General features: G+C 73.7%; 13 protein-coding genes and 1 pseudogene. 8 read left to right on the top strand and 6 right to left on the bottom strand.

Features of this window, described 5'->3' with window-relative positions; translation table 11 throughout:
- Positions 1–39 precede the first annotated feature (39 nt).
- Positions 40–1,146, top strand: a complete 1,107-nt coding sequence (locus E1293_RS06765; protein WP_132194957.1) for an acyl-CoA dehydrogenase family protein — start codon at positions 40–42, stop codon at positions 1,144–1,146.
- Here E1293_RS06765 and E1293_RS06760 read toward each other — a convergent pair.
- Positions 1,121–1,531 carry a DUF2000 domain-containing protein gene (locus tag E1293_RS06760; protein WP_132194955.1) on the bottom strand — a complete coding sequence of 137 codons (411 nt, stop codon included), beginning with the start codon at positions 1,529–1,531 and terminating at the stop codon, positions 1,121–1,123. The two genes, E1293_RS06765 and E1293_RS06760, sit on opposite strands and share 26 nt — an antisense overlap.
- Before the next feature lie 62 nt (positions 1,532–1,593).
- Here E1293_RS06760 and E1293_RS06755 point away from each other — a divergent pair, with 62 nt between their 5' ends.
- Entirely contained in the window at positions 1,594–2,394 is an 801-nt protein-coding gene (locus E1293_RS06755) for an AraC family transcriptional regulator (RefSeq protein ID WP_243716064.1), read from the top strand.
- Between the two features lie 15 nt (positions 2,395–2,409).
- Positions 2,410–3,441 carry an ADP-ribosylglycohydrolase family protein gene (locus tag E1293_RS06750; RefSeq protein ID WP_243716063.1) on the top strand — a complete coding sequence of 344 codons (1,032 nt, stop codon included), beginning with the start codon at positions 2,410–2,412 and terminating at the stop codon, positions 3,439–3,441.
- A 53-nt stretch (positions 3,442–3,494) separates the two neighbouring features.
- On the opposite strand, the gene E1293_RS06745 is transcribed toward E1293_RS06750, so the two are convergent.
- The gene (locus E1293_RS06745; RefSeq protein WP_132194953.1) at positions 3,495–3,914 is read right to left on the bottom strand and encodes a TIGR03668 family PPOX class F420-dependent oxidoreductase; all 420 of its coding nucleotides are present in this window, start codon (positions 3,912–3,914) and stop codon (positions 3,495–3,497) included.
- 94 nt (positions 3,915–4,008) lie between these two features.
- On the opposite strand from E1293_RS06745, the gene E1293_RS48505 reads away from it, so the two are divergent.
- On the top strand, positions 4,009–5,061 hold the full coding sequence (locus tag E1293_RS48505; RefSeq protein ID WP_207938708.1) for a hypothetical protein: 1,053 nt from the start codon (positions 4,009–4,011) through the stop codon (positions 5,059–5,061).
- Here E1293_RS48505 and E1293_RS06735 read toward each other — a convergent pair.
- Both E1293_RS06735 and E1293_RS06730 read right to left on the bottom strand, forming a co-directional pair.
- Positions 5,018–5,821: an enoyl-CoA hydratase gene (locus tag E1293_RS06735; protein WP_132194951.1), complete on the bottom strand. Its 804-nt coding sequence runs from the start codon at positions 5,819–5,821 to the stop codon at positions 5,018–5,020. The genes E1293_RS48505 and E1293_RS06735 overlap by 44 nt on opposite strands.
- Positions 5,822–5,858: 37 nt before the next feature.
- Complete coding sequence (locus E1293_RS06730) at positions 5,859–6,503, bottom strand: class II aldolase/adducin family protein (RefSeq protein WP_132194949.1); 645 nt, start codon at positions 6,501–6,503, stop codon at positions 5,859–5,861.
- Positions 6,504–6,574: 71 nt separating this feature from the next.
- On the opposite strand from E1293_RS06730, the gene E1293_RS06725 reads away from it, so the two are divergent.
- Positions 6,575–7,492, top strand: a complete 918-nt coding sequence (locus E1293_RS06725) for a carbohydrate kinase family protein (RefSeq protein WP_132194947.1) — start codon at positions 6,575–6,577, stop codon at positions 7,490–7,492.
- 50 nt (positions 7,493–7,542) lie between these two features.
- Here the strand turns inward: E1293_RS06725 and E1293_RS06720 are convergent, their stop codons facing one another.
- Positions 7,543–9,087, bottom strand: coding sequence for an AMP-binding protein (locus E1293_RS06720; protein ID WP_132194945.1), 1,545 nt, complete (start codon positions 9,085–9,087; stop codon positions 7,543–7,545).
- A gap of 69 nt (positions 9,088–9,156) precedes the next feature.
- Positions 9,157–9,792 (bottom strand): ACT domain-containing protein, encoded by a 636-nt coding sequence (locus E1293_RS06715; protein ID WP_132195002.1) that lies wholly within the window; start codon positions 9,790–9,792, stop codon positions 9,157–9,159.
- Positions 9,793–9,986: 194 nt separating this feature from the next.
- On the opposite strand from E1293_RS06715, the gene E1293_RS06710 reads away from it, so the two are divergent.
- From E1293_RS06710 to E1293_RS06700, 3 genes and pseudogenes are all read left to right on the top strand, one after another.
- A complete protein-coding gene (locus E1293_RS06710) occupies positions 9,987–10,745 on the top strand; it encodes a nucleotide exchange factor GrpE (protein ID WP_243716062.1) in 759 nt (252 codons plus the stop codon).
- A gap of 5 nt (positions 10,746–10,750) precedes the next feature.
- Positions 10,751–12,334, top strand: coding sequence for an Hsp70 family protein (locus E1293_RS06705; RefSeq protein WP_132194943.1), 1,584 nt, complete (start codon positions 10,751–10,753; stop codon positions 12,332–12,334).
- A gap of 20 nt (positions 12,335–12,354) precedes the next feature.
- Positions 12,355–13,543: pseudogene (locus E1293_RS06700) on the top strand (hypothetical protein); the annotation flags it as partial.

Raw genomic sequence — 13,543 nt, 5'->3', positions numbered from 1 at the left:
ATGAGCCGGTAAGTGTGGACACGTGTGGGAGGCCGCCCGATGAAGCTCGTCCTGACCGAGGAACAGCGGGAGTTGCGGGACGCGCTGCGGCGCTTCTTCGCCGACCGGTCCCCCGGCGGCGAGGTGCGGCGGCTGATGGAGACGGCCGAGGGCTACGACCCCAAAGTGTGGGCGCAGATGGCCGAACAGTTGGGGCTGCAGGGGCTCGCGATCGCCGAAGAGCACGGGGGCGCCGGGTTCGGGATGCGGGAGCTGGCCGTGGTCTTCGAGGAGATGGGGCGGGCCGTGGTGTGCGCGCCGTTCCTCGCGACGATCACGGCCGCGGCGGCGCTGGCGGCGGGTGAAGGCGGGCACGACCTGCTGCCCGGCATCGCGGACGGGTCGATGATCGCGACGCTGGCGGTGGCCGAGGACGGCGGGTCGTGGGACGCCGGCGACGTGGAGGCGAAGGCCGAAGGCGGTGTGCTGCGGGGGGCCAAGAGCTTCGTCCTGGACGGCCATGTCGCCGATCTGGTGCTCGTGGCGGCCCGGGACGAGGACGGTGTCGGGGTCTACGCGGTCGAGGACACGGCTCGGCTCGTCCGGACCCGGGTGACGACGCTCGACCAGACGCGGAAGCTGGCGCGGATCGAGTTCGACGGCGTCCCGGCGAGGAAGGTCGGCGGGCAGGACGCGCTGCGCCGGGCGCTCGACGTCGCCGCCGTCGCGCTGGCGGCCGAGCAGCTCGGCGGCGCGCAGAAGACCCTCGACATGACGGTCGAGTACGCGAAGGTGCGGCACCAGTTCGGGCGTCCGATCGGGTCGTTCCAGGCGATCAAGCACCGGTGCGCGGACATGTTCGTGCTGGTCGAATCGGCGCGGTCGGCGGTGCTCAACGCGGCGGCGGCCGCGGACGAGAGCCCGGAGGAGCTGCCGGCGGCGGCCGCGCTGGCGAAGGCGTACTGCTCGGACGCCTACTTCCACACGGCCGGTGAGGCGATCCAGCTGCACGGCGGCATCGGGTTCACGTGGGAGCACGACGCGCACCTGTACTTCAAGCGGGCCCAGGGGTCGCGGCAGCTCTTCGGCGCACCGGACCGGCACCGCGAGCGCCTCGCCGCGCTCGCCGCGCTCGCCGGGCTCACGGGTGCAGCCGCAGCCCCTTGAGGACTTTGTCGACGCCGTTCTTCGGGCCGTGGACGGCGAAGCCGACCAGGGGCATCTCCTCGGCGGTGACCGCGCGGACCGTCTCGCGGTTGGCCTCGTCGTGGCCGGTCTTGAACATGTCCTCGATGTAGACGGCGATGTCCATCTCGCGCGCGAGGGCGCGGGCGTGGGCCTTCACGATCGTCTCGGCGCCGGCCTCGTAGACCAGGACGGGCTGCCGGAACATCGCCAGGTACCGGTTCCCGGACGCGTCCTCGTACGGTTCGCCGATGACGCCGGGGACGCCGCCCGCGACGGCGCTGGACAGGAACGCGGTGACGTTGAGCCGCTGCCAGGCGGCCAGGTCGTCCCGGACCACGATCCCGATCTTGGTGTCGAAACGCATGCCCCCAGGCTGCCTGACCTGGGGTGTGCCGTCTTGAACGCTCGTGCGCCAGACTGGGGCAGGTGGACTGGAGCAGGTACTGGCGGTCGCCCGACCGCGCCCTGGAGGCGATGCACGCCCACTTCGAGCGGCACGTCTACCACCGGCACAGCCACGAGACGTACTCGTTCGGCGTCACCGAGGACGGCTACCAGGCGTTCCGGTGCCGGGGCGGCGCCTACACGAGCGCGGCCGGGATGGTGATCGCGTTCAACCCGGACGACCCGCACGACGGGCACGCCGCCGACGAGCTGGGTTTCACGTACCGGATCGTCCACATCGGCCCGGAGCTGGTCTCCGACGTGCTCGCCGACATCGCGGACGCCCCGGCCGGGCTGCCGCTGTTCGACTCCCCCGTCGTGCCCGATCCCGTCCTGGCGGGGAACCTGCGCGGCCTGCACGCGGCGCTGCTCGGCGGCGCGCCGGCCCTGCGGCGGGACGAGCTGCTGACCGCGACCGTCGGGGCGATGGTGAACCGGGCCGCCACACGCCGGCTCCGCAGCGCGCCGTCCGGCGGCTTCGTCGAGCGGGCCCGGCGGCGCCTTGAGGAGTCGTACCTGGACGACGTCGGCGCCGGCGAGCTGGCCGAGGCGGCGGGATGCAGCCGGTTCGCGCTCTACCGGGGGTTTCGGCGGGCGTACGGGATGGCGCCCAGCGACTACCAGCGGCAGCTCCGCCTGCGCGCCGCGCGCCGCCTGCTCGCCCGGGGCGACGCGATCGGGGACGTCGCGGCGGCGACCGGTTTCGCCGATCAGAGCCATCTGACGCGCTGGTTCGTCCGCTGCTATGGCATGACGCCGGGCCGCTTCCAGCGTGCCGTTTGAGGAAGAATGCCCGCTATGACACGGGCGAGCGGGGCGATGTTCGGGCTGGCGTACGGGGACTCCCTGGGGGCGCCCACCGAGTTCCTCACCATGAAGCAGATCCACAAGCGCTTCGGCGACCACGGGCCTACGCAGCTGAACGGCGATCCCGCGCTCGTCACCGACGACACCCAGATGGCCATCGCGGTCGGCCTCGCCCTGCTGGACGCCCTGGACAACCCTCCGTTCACCCCTGACCTGATCACGCCCATGTGGAGGCGGCGGTTCGTCGACTGGCTCAACAGCCCCGACAACAACCGGGCGCCCGGCCACACCTGCCTGCGCGCATGCAGAGGGCTGGCGGCCGGGAAGCCCTGGGTGGACGCCACCGTCGCGGGTTCCAAGGGGTGCGGCGCGAACATGCGGGTGGCGCCCGTCGGCCTCGCGCCCGGCCTGTCGGACGAGACGCGGGCCGGAGCGTCGCAGCTCCAGGCCGCCCTCACCCACGGGCACCCGACCGGGCTGGCGGCCAGCGAGCTGACCGCGTTCGCCGTCCGGTGGCTGGCCGACGGGACGGCCCCGTCCGATCTGGCCGGGGCGCTCCGCGCCCGCTGCCACGACCAGCGGACCGTCTACCACGAGCGCTGGCTCGGCACCCTGTGGCAGCAGCCGGGCATGGACGCCCCTGAGACGTTCATCGCCCGCGGCTGGGACGAGTGCCTGGCCGTCCTCGACCGCCTGGACGAGGCCGTCGCGCGCGGCGACCGGACGTCCGACCCCTGCGAGATCACGGGCGGCGGCTGGGTCGCCGAGGAGGCGCTCGCCACCGGCCTGCTGTGCTTCCTGCTGTTCCCGGACGAGCCGGTCGAGGCGATCTGGCGCGGCGCCGCCAGCTCCGGCGACTCCGACTCGATCGCCTGCCTGGCCGGCGCGTTCGCGGGCGCCCGCCTCGGCATGGGCGCCTGGCCGGACGAGTGGTCCACCCGCATCGAGTACGCCGGCGACCTCGCGAGGATCGGCGCGGCCTGGGACCGGCCGGAGGTCAGTGCAGGACCGTCCGAAAGGTGACCGAGACCCGGCGGACCACCGCGAACCCGGCCGCCGTGCTTCCGGCGCTTCCGCTAGGACGCGGACCAGCCCGTCCAGGTGTCGATCGTGATCGCGATGACCGGGCCCTCCGGGGCGTGGTCGCGGTACTGGGCGTAGCGGTCCGCAAGGAGGCCGATGGGCTCGGCCATCTGGGCGGGGTCGTCGACGATGCTCGCGTGGCCGTCCACGCGGACCCACCAGAGCCGGTTCCAGTCGTCCTCGTAGTGGTCGGCCAGCAGCGCGACGCGGGGGTTGGCGCGGACGTTGGCCAGCCGCCGCAGGTCCCGGGTGCTCTTGGGCTTGTGGTCGACGGCCGTGTAGACGGCGCCCCGGTGGACGGCGAACGTCACCGGGACGAGGTGGGGCCGCGCGTCCTCCCCCACGGTCGCCAGGCGCACGACCGGGACGGTCGTCAGCAGCCGGCGCGCCTCGTCCGGTGAAAGCTTCGGCATTCCGCCAGCCTGCCACGCCGTTCCCCCGCGCGGGGTAGCCGGATCGGTCCCCGGCGGGAGGCCGGACGGTGCGTGTGCGCGCGAGGGTCGTCCCATGGAGTCGATCGGAAGGCTGTGGCCGCGGTGGGCCGGGTACGCGGCGGGCGCGTGGTCGCTGGGCGCGGTGGGGCTGGTCCTGTACTGGGCGGTCGGCGGGGATACCGGGAGTCCGCTGGACGGAGCGCGGGCGGCGGCCTGGGTGATCGCGGCGTGCCTTGGCGTCGGCGGGATCATGGCCGTGTCGAGCGTCCGGGACGTCGGGCGGCAGATGCCGCGCTGGTGGCCGCTCACCGGGCTGTGGACGTCGTGCGTCGTGGCGGGGGCCGGGACCTTCGGGTTCGTCATGAACGCGCTGCAGCTCGTCTTCACCGGGGCGGTCGACGACTGGCCGCGGTTCTGCGTCGAGGCGCTGTGCGCGGCCGGCGCGGCCCTGATGGCGGGCTCGGCCCTGGCGTATCAGCGCAGCACGGCGGGGGCCTGCGCGCGGTGCGGCCGAGTGCATGCGATGACGGGGACGCGCAAGGCCGCGGCGCCCGTGTCCTCCGCGCCGCGTCCGGTGCGGTGGGCCGCCTATGCCGGGGCGGCCGGGTTCGTCCCGTACATCGTCATGAAGACGACGTGGGCGCTCGGCGGTTCCTTCGCGGGGATCAGCAGTGCGCGGGTCGTCGCCGAGTTCGAGCGCAACGGCGCGTCCGGGCTGATCCTGACGCTGGAGAAGTACGGGCTGGACTTCACCACGCTGTCGGCGCTGCTCGGCATCTTCCTGCTGATGGGGCTCACGCACAGGTGGGGGCAGGTCTTCGCGGGACGCGCGGTGCCGCGCTGGTTGCCGCTCGCACCGGCCTGGCTCGGCGCGCTCACACTCGGCCCGTACGGCGTCGTGGCGACGTTCGGGTACCTGCTGCCGCCGGTCGTCGGGCTGGGCGGCCTCCCCGACGGCCCGCTCCTGCACGGATGGTCCGGCTGGACGGTCGCGGCGTGCGGCATCGTCGCGTTCACCGTCTACGGGGTGGCGCTGGGCGTGGCGGCATGGTCGTACCAGCGCCGGACCCGTCCGCGTTGCGTCAGTCCTGGAAGTCCGGGGGGCGGTGCTCCTTCCGCGCCTTGATCGCTTCCTCGAAGTTGTGCGTGGTGAGGCGGACGTAGAGCTGGGCGAGGCCCTCCTGGCCCATGTGGGCGTCCAGGCTCGCGGCGTCCAGGCTCGACCACAGCATCCGCTTCGTCAGCTCGGTGCCGGGACGGCTGAACCCGGCGATCCGCTCGGCCAGCTCGTAGCAGGCGTCGAGGAGCTTGTCGCCGGGGACGACGCGGGAGAGCAGGCCGATGCGCTCGGCTTCCGATGCGTCCACGTCCCGGCCGGACAGCATCAGCTCGAACGCGCGGGACGCGCCGATCGCGCGCGGCAGCAGGTAGCTGAGGCCGAGCTCGCTCGCGGTCAGCCCGTTGTTGATCCCGGCGGCGCGGAACAGCGCCGTGTCGGCGCCCAGCCGGATGTCGGCGGCCAGGGACAGGCACAGGCCGCCGCCGATCGCCGGTCCGTTGACCGCCGCGATGACCGGCTGGTGGACGCGCCGCATCGCGCGGATCACGTCGTCCAGCAGCTCCATCGACCGGAGCGCGATGGTCGGGAGCGTCAGGCCGTCGATGCCGGGGATGCCGCCCGGGTTCTCCAGGTCGGCCCCGGAGCAGAAGCCGCGCCCCGCGCCGGTGATGACGACGACGCGGGTGCCGTTGTCGCGGCTCACCTCTTCGAGGGCCTCGCGGAACGGGACCATGACGTCGAACGCCATCGCGTTCATGCGCTCGGGCCGGTTGAGGGTGATGAGGGTGACGTCCGGGCGCGGCTTGTCGATCAGGACGAAGGGCAAAGCGGACCTCCCGCGGGGCGACCTAACAAGCGTTAGGTTACACGCGCGGGAACTCCGGCGGCGCGAGCCCCCGCTCGACGACGTCCGCCAGCTCCCCGCCGGTCAGGATGCGCGGCTCGCCGATCGTCTTGGCCCGGACGTAGACGCCGCACAGCCACTCCAGGAGGCGCGCGTTCTCGAACGCCTCGTCCAGGTCGCGGCCGATCGTGACGCCGCCGTGGTTGGCCATCAGCGCGGCCCGCTTGCCGCCGGCCATGGCCGTCCGGACGTTCTCCGCCAGCTCGGGCGTCCCGTAGGTGGCGTACTCGGCGACCTTCACCACCCCGCCCAGCAGCAGCGTGTTGTAGTGGATCGGCGGCAGCTCGGACATGGTCGTCGCCACCACGACCCCGTACGTCGAGTGGGTGTGGACGATCGCCGCGGCCGGGGTCTCCGCGTAGAGCGCCAGGTGCATGGGCGTCTCGGACGAAGGGGCCTTCTCCCCCTCCACGAGCTGGGCGGACAGGGTCACCACCGGGCAGTCGGCGGGCTCCATCCGGCCGAGCGCCATGCCGCTCGGGGTGACGGCGACCAGGTCGCCCGACCGGACGCTGATGTTGCCCGACGCGCCGGTCACGAGGCCGGTGTCGGCCAGCCGCCGGCCGATGGCGCACAGCTCATGCCGTTCATCATTCAACAACATGCGAATACCTCTCACGTTCCGCGGACCTCACCGCGTACGCTACGGCCCTGACGATCTTTAAGGGGCCGGTCATGACCGTTGTCACTCTCGGCGCGCACATCCTCGACGTGCTCGCCCGGCCCGTCGAGGGCATCCCGGACGGCCAGGACACCGTCGTCGTCGAGGAGATCCGGGTGACCGCGGCCGGCGCCGCCGCCGGGACCGCGGTCGCGCTCGCCCGGCTCGGCAACGAGGTGATCTCGGTCGGCGCGATCGGCGACGACGACCTCGGCGACCTGCTGGTCACGATCATGACGCGGAACGGCGTGGACGTGCGCGGCCTCGTCCGGCGGACGGCCGACCAGACCAGCGCGTCCATCCTGCCGATCCGGCCGGACGGCGGGCGGCCGAGCTTCCACGTCCCCGGCGCCAACCTGACCCTCACCACGGGCGCGGTCGGGCCGGGCCTGCTGGGCGCGGCGAGCGTGGTGCACCTCGGCGGGCCGGACGTCACGTTCGGCCTCAACGACCCGGCGTTCTTCGACATGCTGGCCGCCGCCCGCCGGACCGGCACCGTCGTGACCATGGACCTGCTGTCCAACATGCCCGACCTGCTGACCGGCGCCGCGGCCTTCCTCCCCTACGTCGACCACTTCCTGCCCAACGAGGAGCAGGCCGCGGCGATGACGGGCGAGAGCGACCCGGAGAAGGCCGCCGCCGCGCTCCGCACCCAGGGGCCGGGCACCGTCATCGTCACGCTCGGCGCGGAAGGCAGCCTCGTCGCCACGGACGAGGGCGTGCACCGGCTGCCCGTCCTGCCCGTCAAGGTCGTCGACACGACCGGCTGCGGCGACGCGTACTGCGCCGGGTTCATCACCGGCCTCGTGCAGGGCGAGGACGTGCTGGAGGCGGCGCGCTGGGGCACCGCCGCGGCGGCGGCCGTCGCCCAGGGCCTCGGCTCCGACGCCTGCCTCACCGACCTCGACGCGGTCCTCGCCCTGCTCCGTTGACTGCGGCGTGTCGTTGTCATGAGCCGCCAGATAACAACGACACGCCGCAGTCAACGGGCGGGAGTCTCCCAGTAGGGGGCGCGCAGGAGGCGCTTGTAGAGCTTGCCGGTGGGGGTTCTCGGCATCGCGTCGACGAAGTCGACCGAGCGGGGCGCCTTGTAGCCCGCCAGCGAGGCGCGGACGTGGGCGATCAGCTCGGCGGCCAGGGCATCGGACGGCGACCCGCCGTCGGTCAGTTCCACGGCGGCCTTCACCTGCTCGCCGAACTCCTCGTCCGGGACGCCGAACACCGCCACGTCCCGGACGGCCGGATGGGTGATCAGCACCCCCTCGATCTCCGCCGGGTAGATGTTCACCCCGCCACTGATGATCATGTCGATGACGCGGTCGGCGAGGAACAGGTAGCCGTCCTCGTCCAGGTGGCCGGCGTCGCCGGTGGTGAACAGGCCGTCCGCGCGGTGCACCGAGCGGGTCTTCTCCTCGTCGCCCCAGTACTCGACGTCGTCGCCGCTGGTGTAGCGGAAGTAGATCTGGCCGCGCTCCCCCGGCGCGGCGGGCTCGCCGTCCTCGCGCAGGACGTGCACCTCGGTCGTCGGCAGCGGGCGGCCGACGCTGCCGGGCTTGTCCAGCCACTCCGGCGCGGTGATGACGGAGTTCACCGACGCCTCGGTGGAGCCGTAGTACTCCGAGACGATCGGGCCGAGCCAGTCGATCATCCGCCGCTTCACCTCGGGCGAGCAGGGCGCGGCGCCGTGCCAGACGACCGCGAGGCTGGAGCCGTCGAACGCCGACCGGGCCGCCTCGTCCAGCCGCAGCAGCCGGACGAACTGCGTCGGGACGAGGTGGACGTTGGTGATGGCGTACTCGTCGATGAGCCGCAGCGTCTCGGCCGGGTCGAAGTTCCGCCGGATGACCACCGAGCGTCCGACCAGCAGGAACATGAACGACCACAGCCACTGCGCGGAGTGGTAGACGGGCCCGGCGAGCAGCGAGCGGCCGTTGGGCGGGATCTTCAGGACGTCGGCGAAGACCTCGCCGAGCAGCGTCGCCGTCTCGATGGGGGCGCCGACGCCGGTCCTCGTCCGGCTGACGCCCTTCGGCCGCCCTGTCGTGCCCGACGTGTAGAACATCGGGTAGCCCATCGCGGGGTCGGCGATCTCCTCCTGTTCGGCCGTCGCGAGGAAGTCCTCGTACGCGGTGAAGCCCTCGACCGGGTCGCCGAACGCGATGCGGGCGGCCAGGTCGAGGCCCTCGGACGCCTCGCGCGCGACGCCGCCGAAGGCGTCCTCGGAGAACAGCGCCCGCGCGCCCGAGTCCTCCAGGACGTAGCGCAGCTCGTCGGCCGTCCAGTGCCAGTTGACCATGACGTAGCGGAGCCCGACGTGGACGGCGGCGCACATCAGCTCGAAGTACTCGCGCCGGTTCCCGGAGTGGATCGCGATCGCGTCGCCGGTGGCCAGGCCCAGGGCGCGCAGCGCGTTCGCCAGCCGGCCGGTCCTGGCGTCCAGGTCCCGCCAGGTGGTGCTGCCGCGTTCGTCGGTGAGCGCGGGTTCGTCCGGCTTGGCTTCGGCGTGCGGGGTGAGCAGGACGGCCATCGGCCACCTCCTGGAACGCGACAATTTCTAGAACGCGACTCTAATTCCACCCGGGCCGGAACCGCCAGGTCAGCCGGAGGACCGGTCCCCGAGCAGGACGGCGTCGGCCGCGCCGGCGAGCTGCTCCAGCCGGGACACCTCCGTCCGGTGGAACGGCGGCGCGCCCGTCCGGGCGACGACCAGCGCGACGCTGCCCTTGGCGAGCGGGCACACCGCGAACTCCGTGCCGTCCGGCGCCGTGAACGCGCGCGGCCGCAGCGGCAGCAGGCCCGCCACCGCGGCGCCCGCACGGCCGCCGACGCTGGCGTGCACGACCACCGCCGCGTCCTCGCCCGCCGGCTCGGCCAGGCCCGCCCAGTCGGCGCTGAGGATCGCCGGGACGGCGTCGGCGAGGATCCGCGCGCCGCGTTCCGGGACGGCCGCGACCTGGCCGATCACGGCCGCGTCCGGGCAGCCGCCCTGCGGCTCGGCCGTCGGCCAGATCCCGGCGACCTCCACGCCGGGCACCGACCCGAGCCCCTCGGCCAGCCGGTCGACGCCCGCGCCCGACGGCCACGCGACGGTGAAGTCGTCCATCGCCCGGCCGTTGCCGCGTTCGAGCACCGCCATCTGGACGACGTCCGCACCGGCCGCGCCCAGCGTGCGGGCGACCCGGCCCAGCGAGCCGGGACGGTCGGGCAGTCGCACACGTACCCGCAGCAACATCGCCACCTCCAGTGTCCGTACCAGGCCCCCAGCCTGGGTGACGGCCGTTTCCTTCGTGTTACCCAACGGTGTCGTCCGAAGAAAACGGCGCGGTAAGTCGGTGCTGGAACGGCGGGTACGGGTCAAACTAGAGTCCGGTGGAGGTCATCGGATGACCTGTCGTCTCCTACCGCCCAGCATTAAGGTGACTGCACGTGTCGAGGGACGGGGAACCCCCAGTCAATGAGGAGTCCGGAACCGGGCCGGAGCCGGCGCCCACCGGGGGCGGGACGGCCGCCGCCGGCGTGCCCGGCGGGCCGGGCACCGACGGGCCGAGCACCAGCGTGCCCGGCACCGGGCCGTGCGCCGAGGTCAGGGACGCGCTCACCGCGCTCACCGCGCTGACCGCGCGCCTCGACCGCGAGCACGAGCGCGCCGCGCACCGCGAGGCCGTCATCGACCGGCTGCACGCGGAGAACCAGCGGCTGCGGCGCGGCGAGCTGCAGGCGATGCTGGAGCCCGTCCGCGCCGCGCTGTACCGGCTGCACGACCAGGCGCGCCGCGAGTCCGACCGGCTCGCCGCGCCCGGCCCCGCCGCGCCGCCCGACGCGGGGGCGACGGCACTGCTGCTGGAGGCGGTCGCCGACGACGTCGCGGACGCGCTGGCGCGGCTCGGGGTGGAGCGGTTCACGGTCGAGCCCGGCGCCCCGTACGACGTGTCCCGGCACCGTCCGGTGGCGGTCACGCCCGTCGGCGACCCCCTGCGGGACGGGACGGTCACCGCCGTCCAGTCCGACGGGTTCGAGCAGAGCGGCAAGGTGCTGCGCAAGGCCGCGGTCAGCGTCGGCAAGCTCGACCAGGGCGCGCAGGCCGGCGGGAACGGGGCCGGGCACGCCGCCAAGGCGGGCTCGAACGGCGGCGGCGACGGCACGCAGAGCGGACAGAAGAACAGCGGACTCGGTACCGATAGGTGAGGGACATGGCTGTCTACGGGATCGACCTCGGAACCACGTACTCCTGCATTGCCTCCATCGACGATGTGGGTCGGCCGGCGGTCCTGCGCAACCTGGAGGGCACCGACACCACCCCGTCGGTCGTGTTCTTCGAGAGCGGCGAGAACGTCGTCGTCGGCGCGACCGCGAAGGACACCGCGGTCCTGGAGCCCGACAACGTCGTCAGCCTCATCAAGCGGGACATGGGCCGCGACGTGACGCGCCCCATCCACGGGATCGACTTCACCCCCGAGGAGGTGTCGGCGTTCATCCTGCTGAAGCTGGCGACGGACGCGCGCACCACCACGGGCGAGGAGACCCGGGACGTGGTCGTCACCGTCCCCGCCTACTTCGGCGCGGCCGAGCGCGACGCGACCCGCAAGGCGGGCCGGATCGCCGGGCTGAACGTCATCGACATCGTGTCCGAGCCGATCGCCGCCGCGATCACCTACGGCGTCCTCAACCCCGAGCAGGACCGCACCATCCTGGTGTACGACCTCGGCGGCGGGACGTTCGACACCACCGTCATCGCGCTGCGCGACGGCCACATCGAGGTGGTGTGCACCGACGGCGACCACGAGCTGGGCGGCGCCGACTGGGACGCGCGGCTCGTCGAGCACCTCGCCGAGCGGTTCCGCGCCGAGCACCCGGACGCGGGCGACCCGCTCGACGACAAGCAGACCGAGCAGCAGCTCCGCCGCGACGCCGAGGACGCCAAGAAGGCGCTCACCACCCGCACGTCCCACACCGTCCGGGTGATGCACGGCGGGCGGGTCGCGGCGGTCGAGGTGACGCGGGAGAAGCTGGAGGAGCTGACCAAGGACCTCCTCGACCGCACCGTGGAGATCACCGGCCGGACGCTGTCCACCGCCGCGGACAAGAACGTCGACGACTACGACGACCTCGTCCTCGTCGGCGGGTCGACGAAGATGCCGGTCGTCGCGGCGCGGCTGCAGACCGAGCTCGGGCTCGCGCCCCGCCTCCAGGACCCCGACCTCGCGGTCGCCAAGGGCGCGGCGCTGTACGCGTTCGAGGAGACCTACCGGCGGCTCGTCCGGGAGGGCGCCGCCGAGCGCGCCGAGGAGATGGCGAACCGGGCGGGCCTGTCCGCCGAGCAGCAGAAGCAGATCGCCGGGCGGCAGATCAAGACGGTCGCCTCGCACGCGTTCGGGATCGTCGTCGTCGACCGGGAGACCGGCGCCGAGAACGTCGCGCACCTCGTGCACGCCAACGACGAGCTGCCCGCCGCGAAGACCGAGGACTTCTTCACCGTCTACGACGACCAGGCGTCCGCCGACATCCGGGTGATGGAGCAGGCCGGCGTCGTGGAGTCCGCCGACCTGATCGACAACACCGAGATCGCGACCGGCGAGATCCGCGTCCCGCCGGGCAAGAAGGCGGGCTGGCCGATCGGGGTCACGTTCGCGCTCGACTCGTCCGGCCTGCTGAACGTCACCGCCGTGGAGAAGGAGACCGGCGAGCGGCTGGAGCTGAAGGTGGACGTCGGCGGCATGTCCGAGGAGGACGTCGAACGCTCCCGCAAGGCCCTGTCCCGCGTCCAGGTCAGCTGACCGGCGGCAGGGAGGCGCCCGTGGCGTTCGACGACGACTACCGGCGGGAGGTGCTGGAGCCCGCGCGGGCCGCGGGCGACCAGCCCCCCGAGGACCTGCGCGCCCGCTACGCGCTGGGCGACCAGCTGACGGCGGCGTCGGTCGCCGCCCGGGTGAAGGAGGTCCGGCAGTGCTGGCGGCGGGCGCGCGGGCAGCTGAAGTTCCGCAAGCTGATCGACCGGCTGGAGGCCGAGCACCGGGAGCTGGCGCCGCTGTTCGCCGCCGCCGAGCGCGGCGACCTGCGCCCGCTGGAGCAGCGGCTGCGCGGCGGCCGGGAGCGCACCGAGCGGCGCCGCGCCCAGACCCGCGCCCGCCTCGCCGACGCGGCCGGGGTCCTGCGGATGGTGGCGCCCGGCGAGGTCGAGAGCATCGCCCGCACCGGCGGCATGACCCGCGCCGAGCTGGGGCGGCTCGCCGCCGCCGACCGCATCGACGTCCGCGAACCCGACGCGCTGCCGTCCGCCGCGCCCTACCCGGCGTTCCGGAAGGTGCAGGAGTCCCTGGACGTCCTCGGCAAGCGGCACCTCGCCGACTTCCTGTTCGGCGCGCGCCTGACCGGCCCGATCCGCCTCCTGGACGGCTTCGCCGCGCCGGGCGGCGCCCTCCGCCTCGACAAGGACGCGGTGGCGGCGGCCGGCGCCGAATGGGCCCGCCGCAGCCGCGACACCAGCACCACGCACGCCGACACGATCCTCGCCGCGCTGCGGTCGGGCGCCGGCCTCCCCGAGCTGCTGCTGTTCGACGTGGCCGACCGGCTCCGCGAGCGGCTGCGGCAGCGGGCGTCGGAACGCGCCCTCCTCCAGTACGCGGTGGAGGACCTCGGCGTCGAGCAGGCCGACGCGCGCCGCCTCGTGTTCGCCATCGGCCGCGAGACCGGCCCGGGCGGCGGCCTCGCCGGACGCCTGCGCTCCCTCCTCGACGCGGGCGAGGTGTACGCGGCCGCCGAACTGGCCGACGCCGGGCAGATCCCGCACCCCGCACCGGACACGGACCCGCCCGAGGAGGAGGTCCTCGCCGCCGAGGCCCGCCACCGCCTCGACACCGCCCTCCGCCTCCGCGAGACCGCCGCCGCCGAGCCCGACCCGGACCGCGCCTACCGCTTCCTCGCCGACGCGCTCCAGCTCGTCCGCGACCTCCCCGGCGCCGCCGCCCAGCAGCACCGCCTGCCCC

Source organism: Actinomadura darangshiensis (assembly GCF_004349235.1).
Lineage (GTDB): Bacteria > Actinomycetota > Actinomycetes > Streptosporangiales > Streptosporangiaceae > Spirillospora > Spirillospora darangshiensis.
This window is presented reverse-complemented; position numbering and strand designations above follow the sequence as displayed.

Excerpts from the sequence above, each read along its gene's own strand:
- E1293_RS06705 (WP_132194943.1), top strand. The coding sequence starts at position 10,751 with ATGGCTGTCTACGGGATCGACCTCGGAACCACGTACTCCTGCATTGCC.
- E1293_RS06720 (WP_132194945.1), bottom strand. The coding sequence starts at position 9,087 with ATGGCCGTCCTGCTCACCCCGCACGCCGAAGCCAAGCCGGACGAACCC.
- E1293_RS48505 (WP_207938708.1), top strand. The coding sequence starts at position 4,009 with ATGGAGTCGATCGGAAGGCTGTGGCCGCGGTGGGCCGGGTACGCGGCG.
- E1293_RS06765 (WP_132194957.1), top strand. The coding sequence starts at position 40 with ATGAAGCTCGTCCTGACCGAGGAACAGCGGGAGTTGCGGGACGCGCTG.
- E1293_RS06715 (WP_132195002.1), bottom strand. The coding sequence starts at position 9,792 with ATGTTGCTGCGGGTACGTGTGCGACTGCCCGACCGTCCCGGCTCGCTG.
- E1293_RS06750 (WP_243716063.1), top strand. The coding sequence starts at position 2,410 with ATGACACGGGCGAGCGGGGCGATGTTCGGGCTGGCGTACGGGGACTCC.
- E1293_RS06730 (WP_132194949.1), bottom strand. The coding sequence starts at position 6,503 with ATGTTGTTGAATGATGAACGGCATGAGCTGTGCGCCATCGGCCGGCGG.
- E1293_RS06760 (WP_132194955.1), bottom strand. The coding sequence starts at position 1,531 with ATGCGTTTCGACACCAAGATCGGGATCGTGGTCCGGGACGACCTGGCC.
- E1293_RS06745 (WP_132194953.1), bottom strand. The coding sequence starts at position 3,914 with ATGCCGAAGCTTTCACCGGACGAGGCGCGCCGGCTGCTGACGACCGTC.
- E1293_RS06725 (WP_132194947.1), top strand. The coding sequence starts at position 6,575 with ATGACCGTTGTCACTCTCGGCGCGCACATCCTCGACGTGCTCGCCCGG.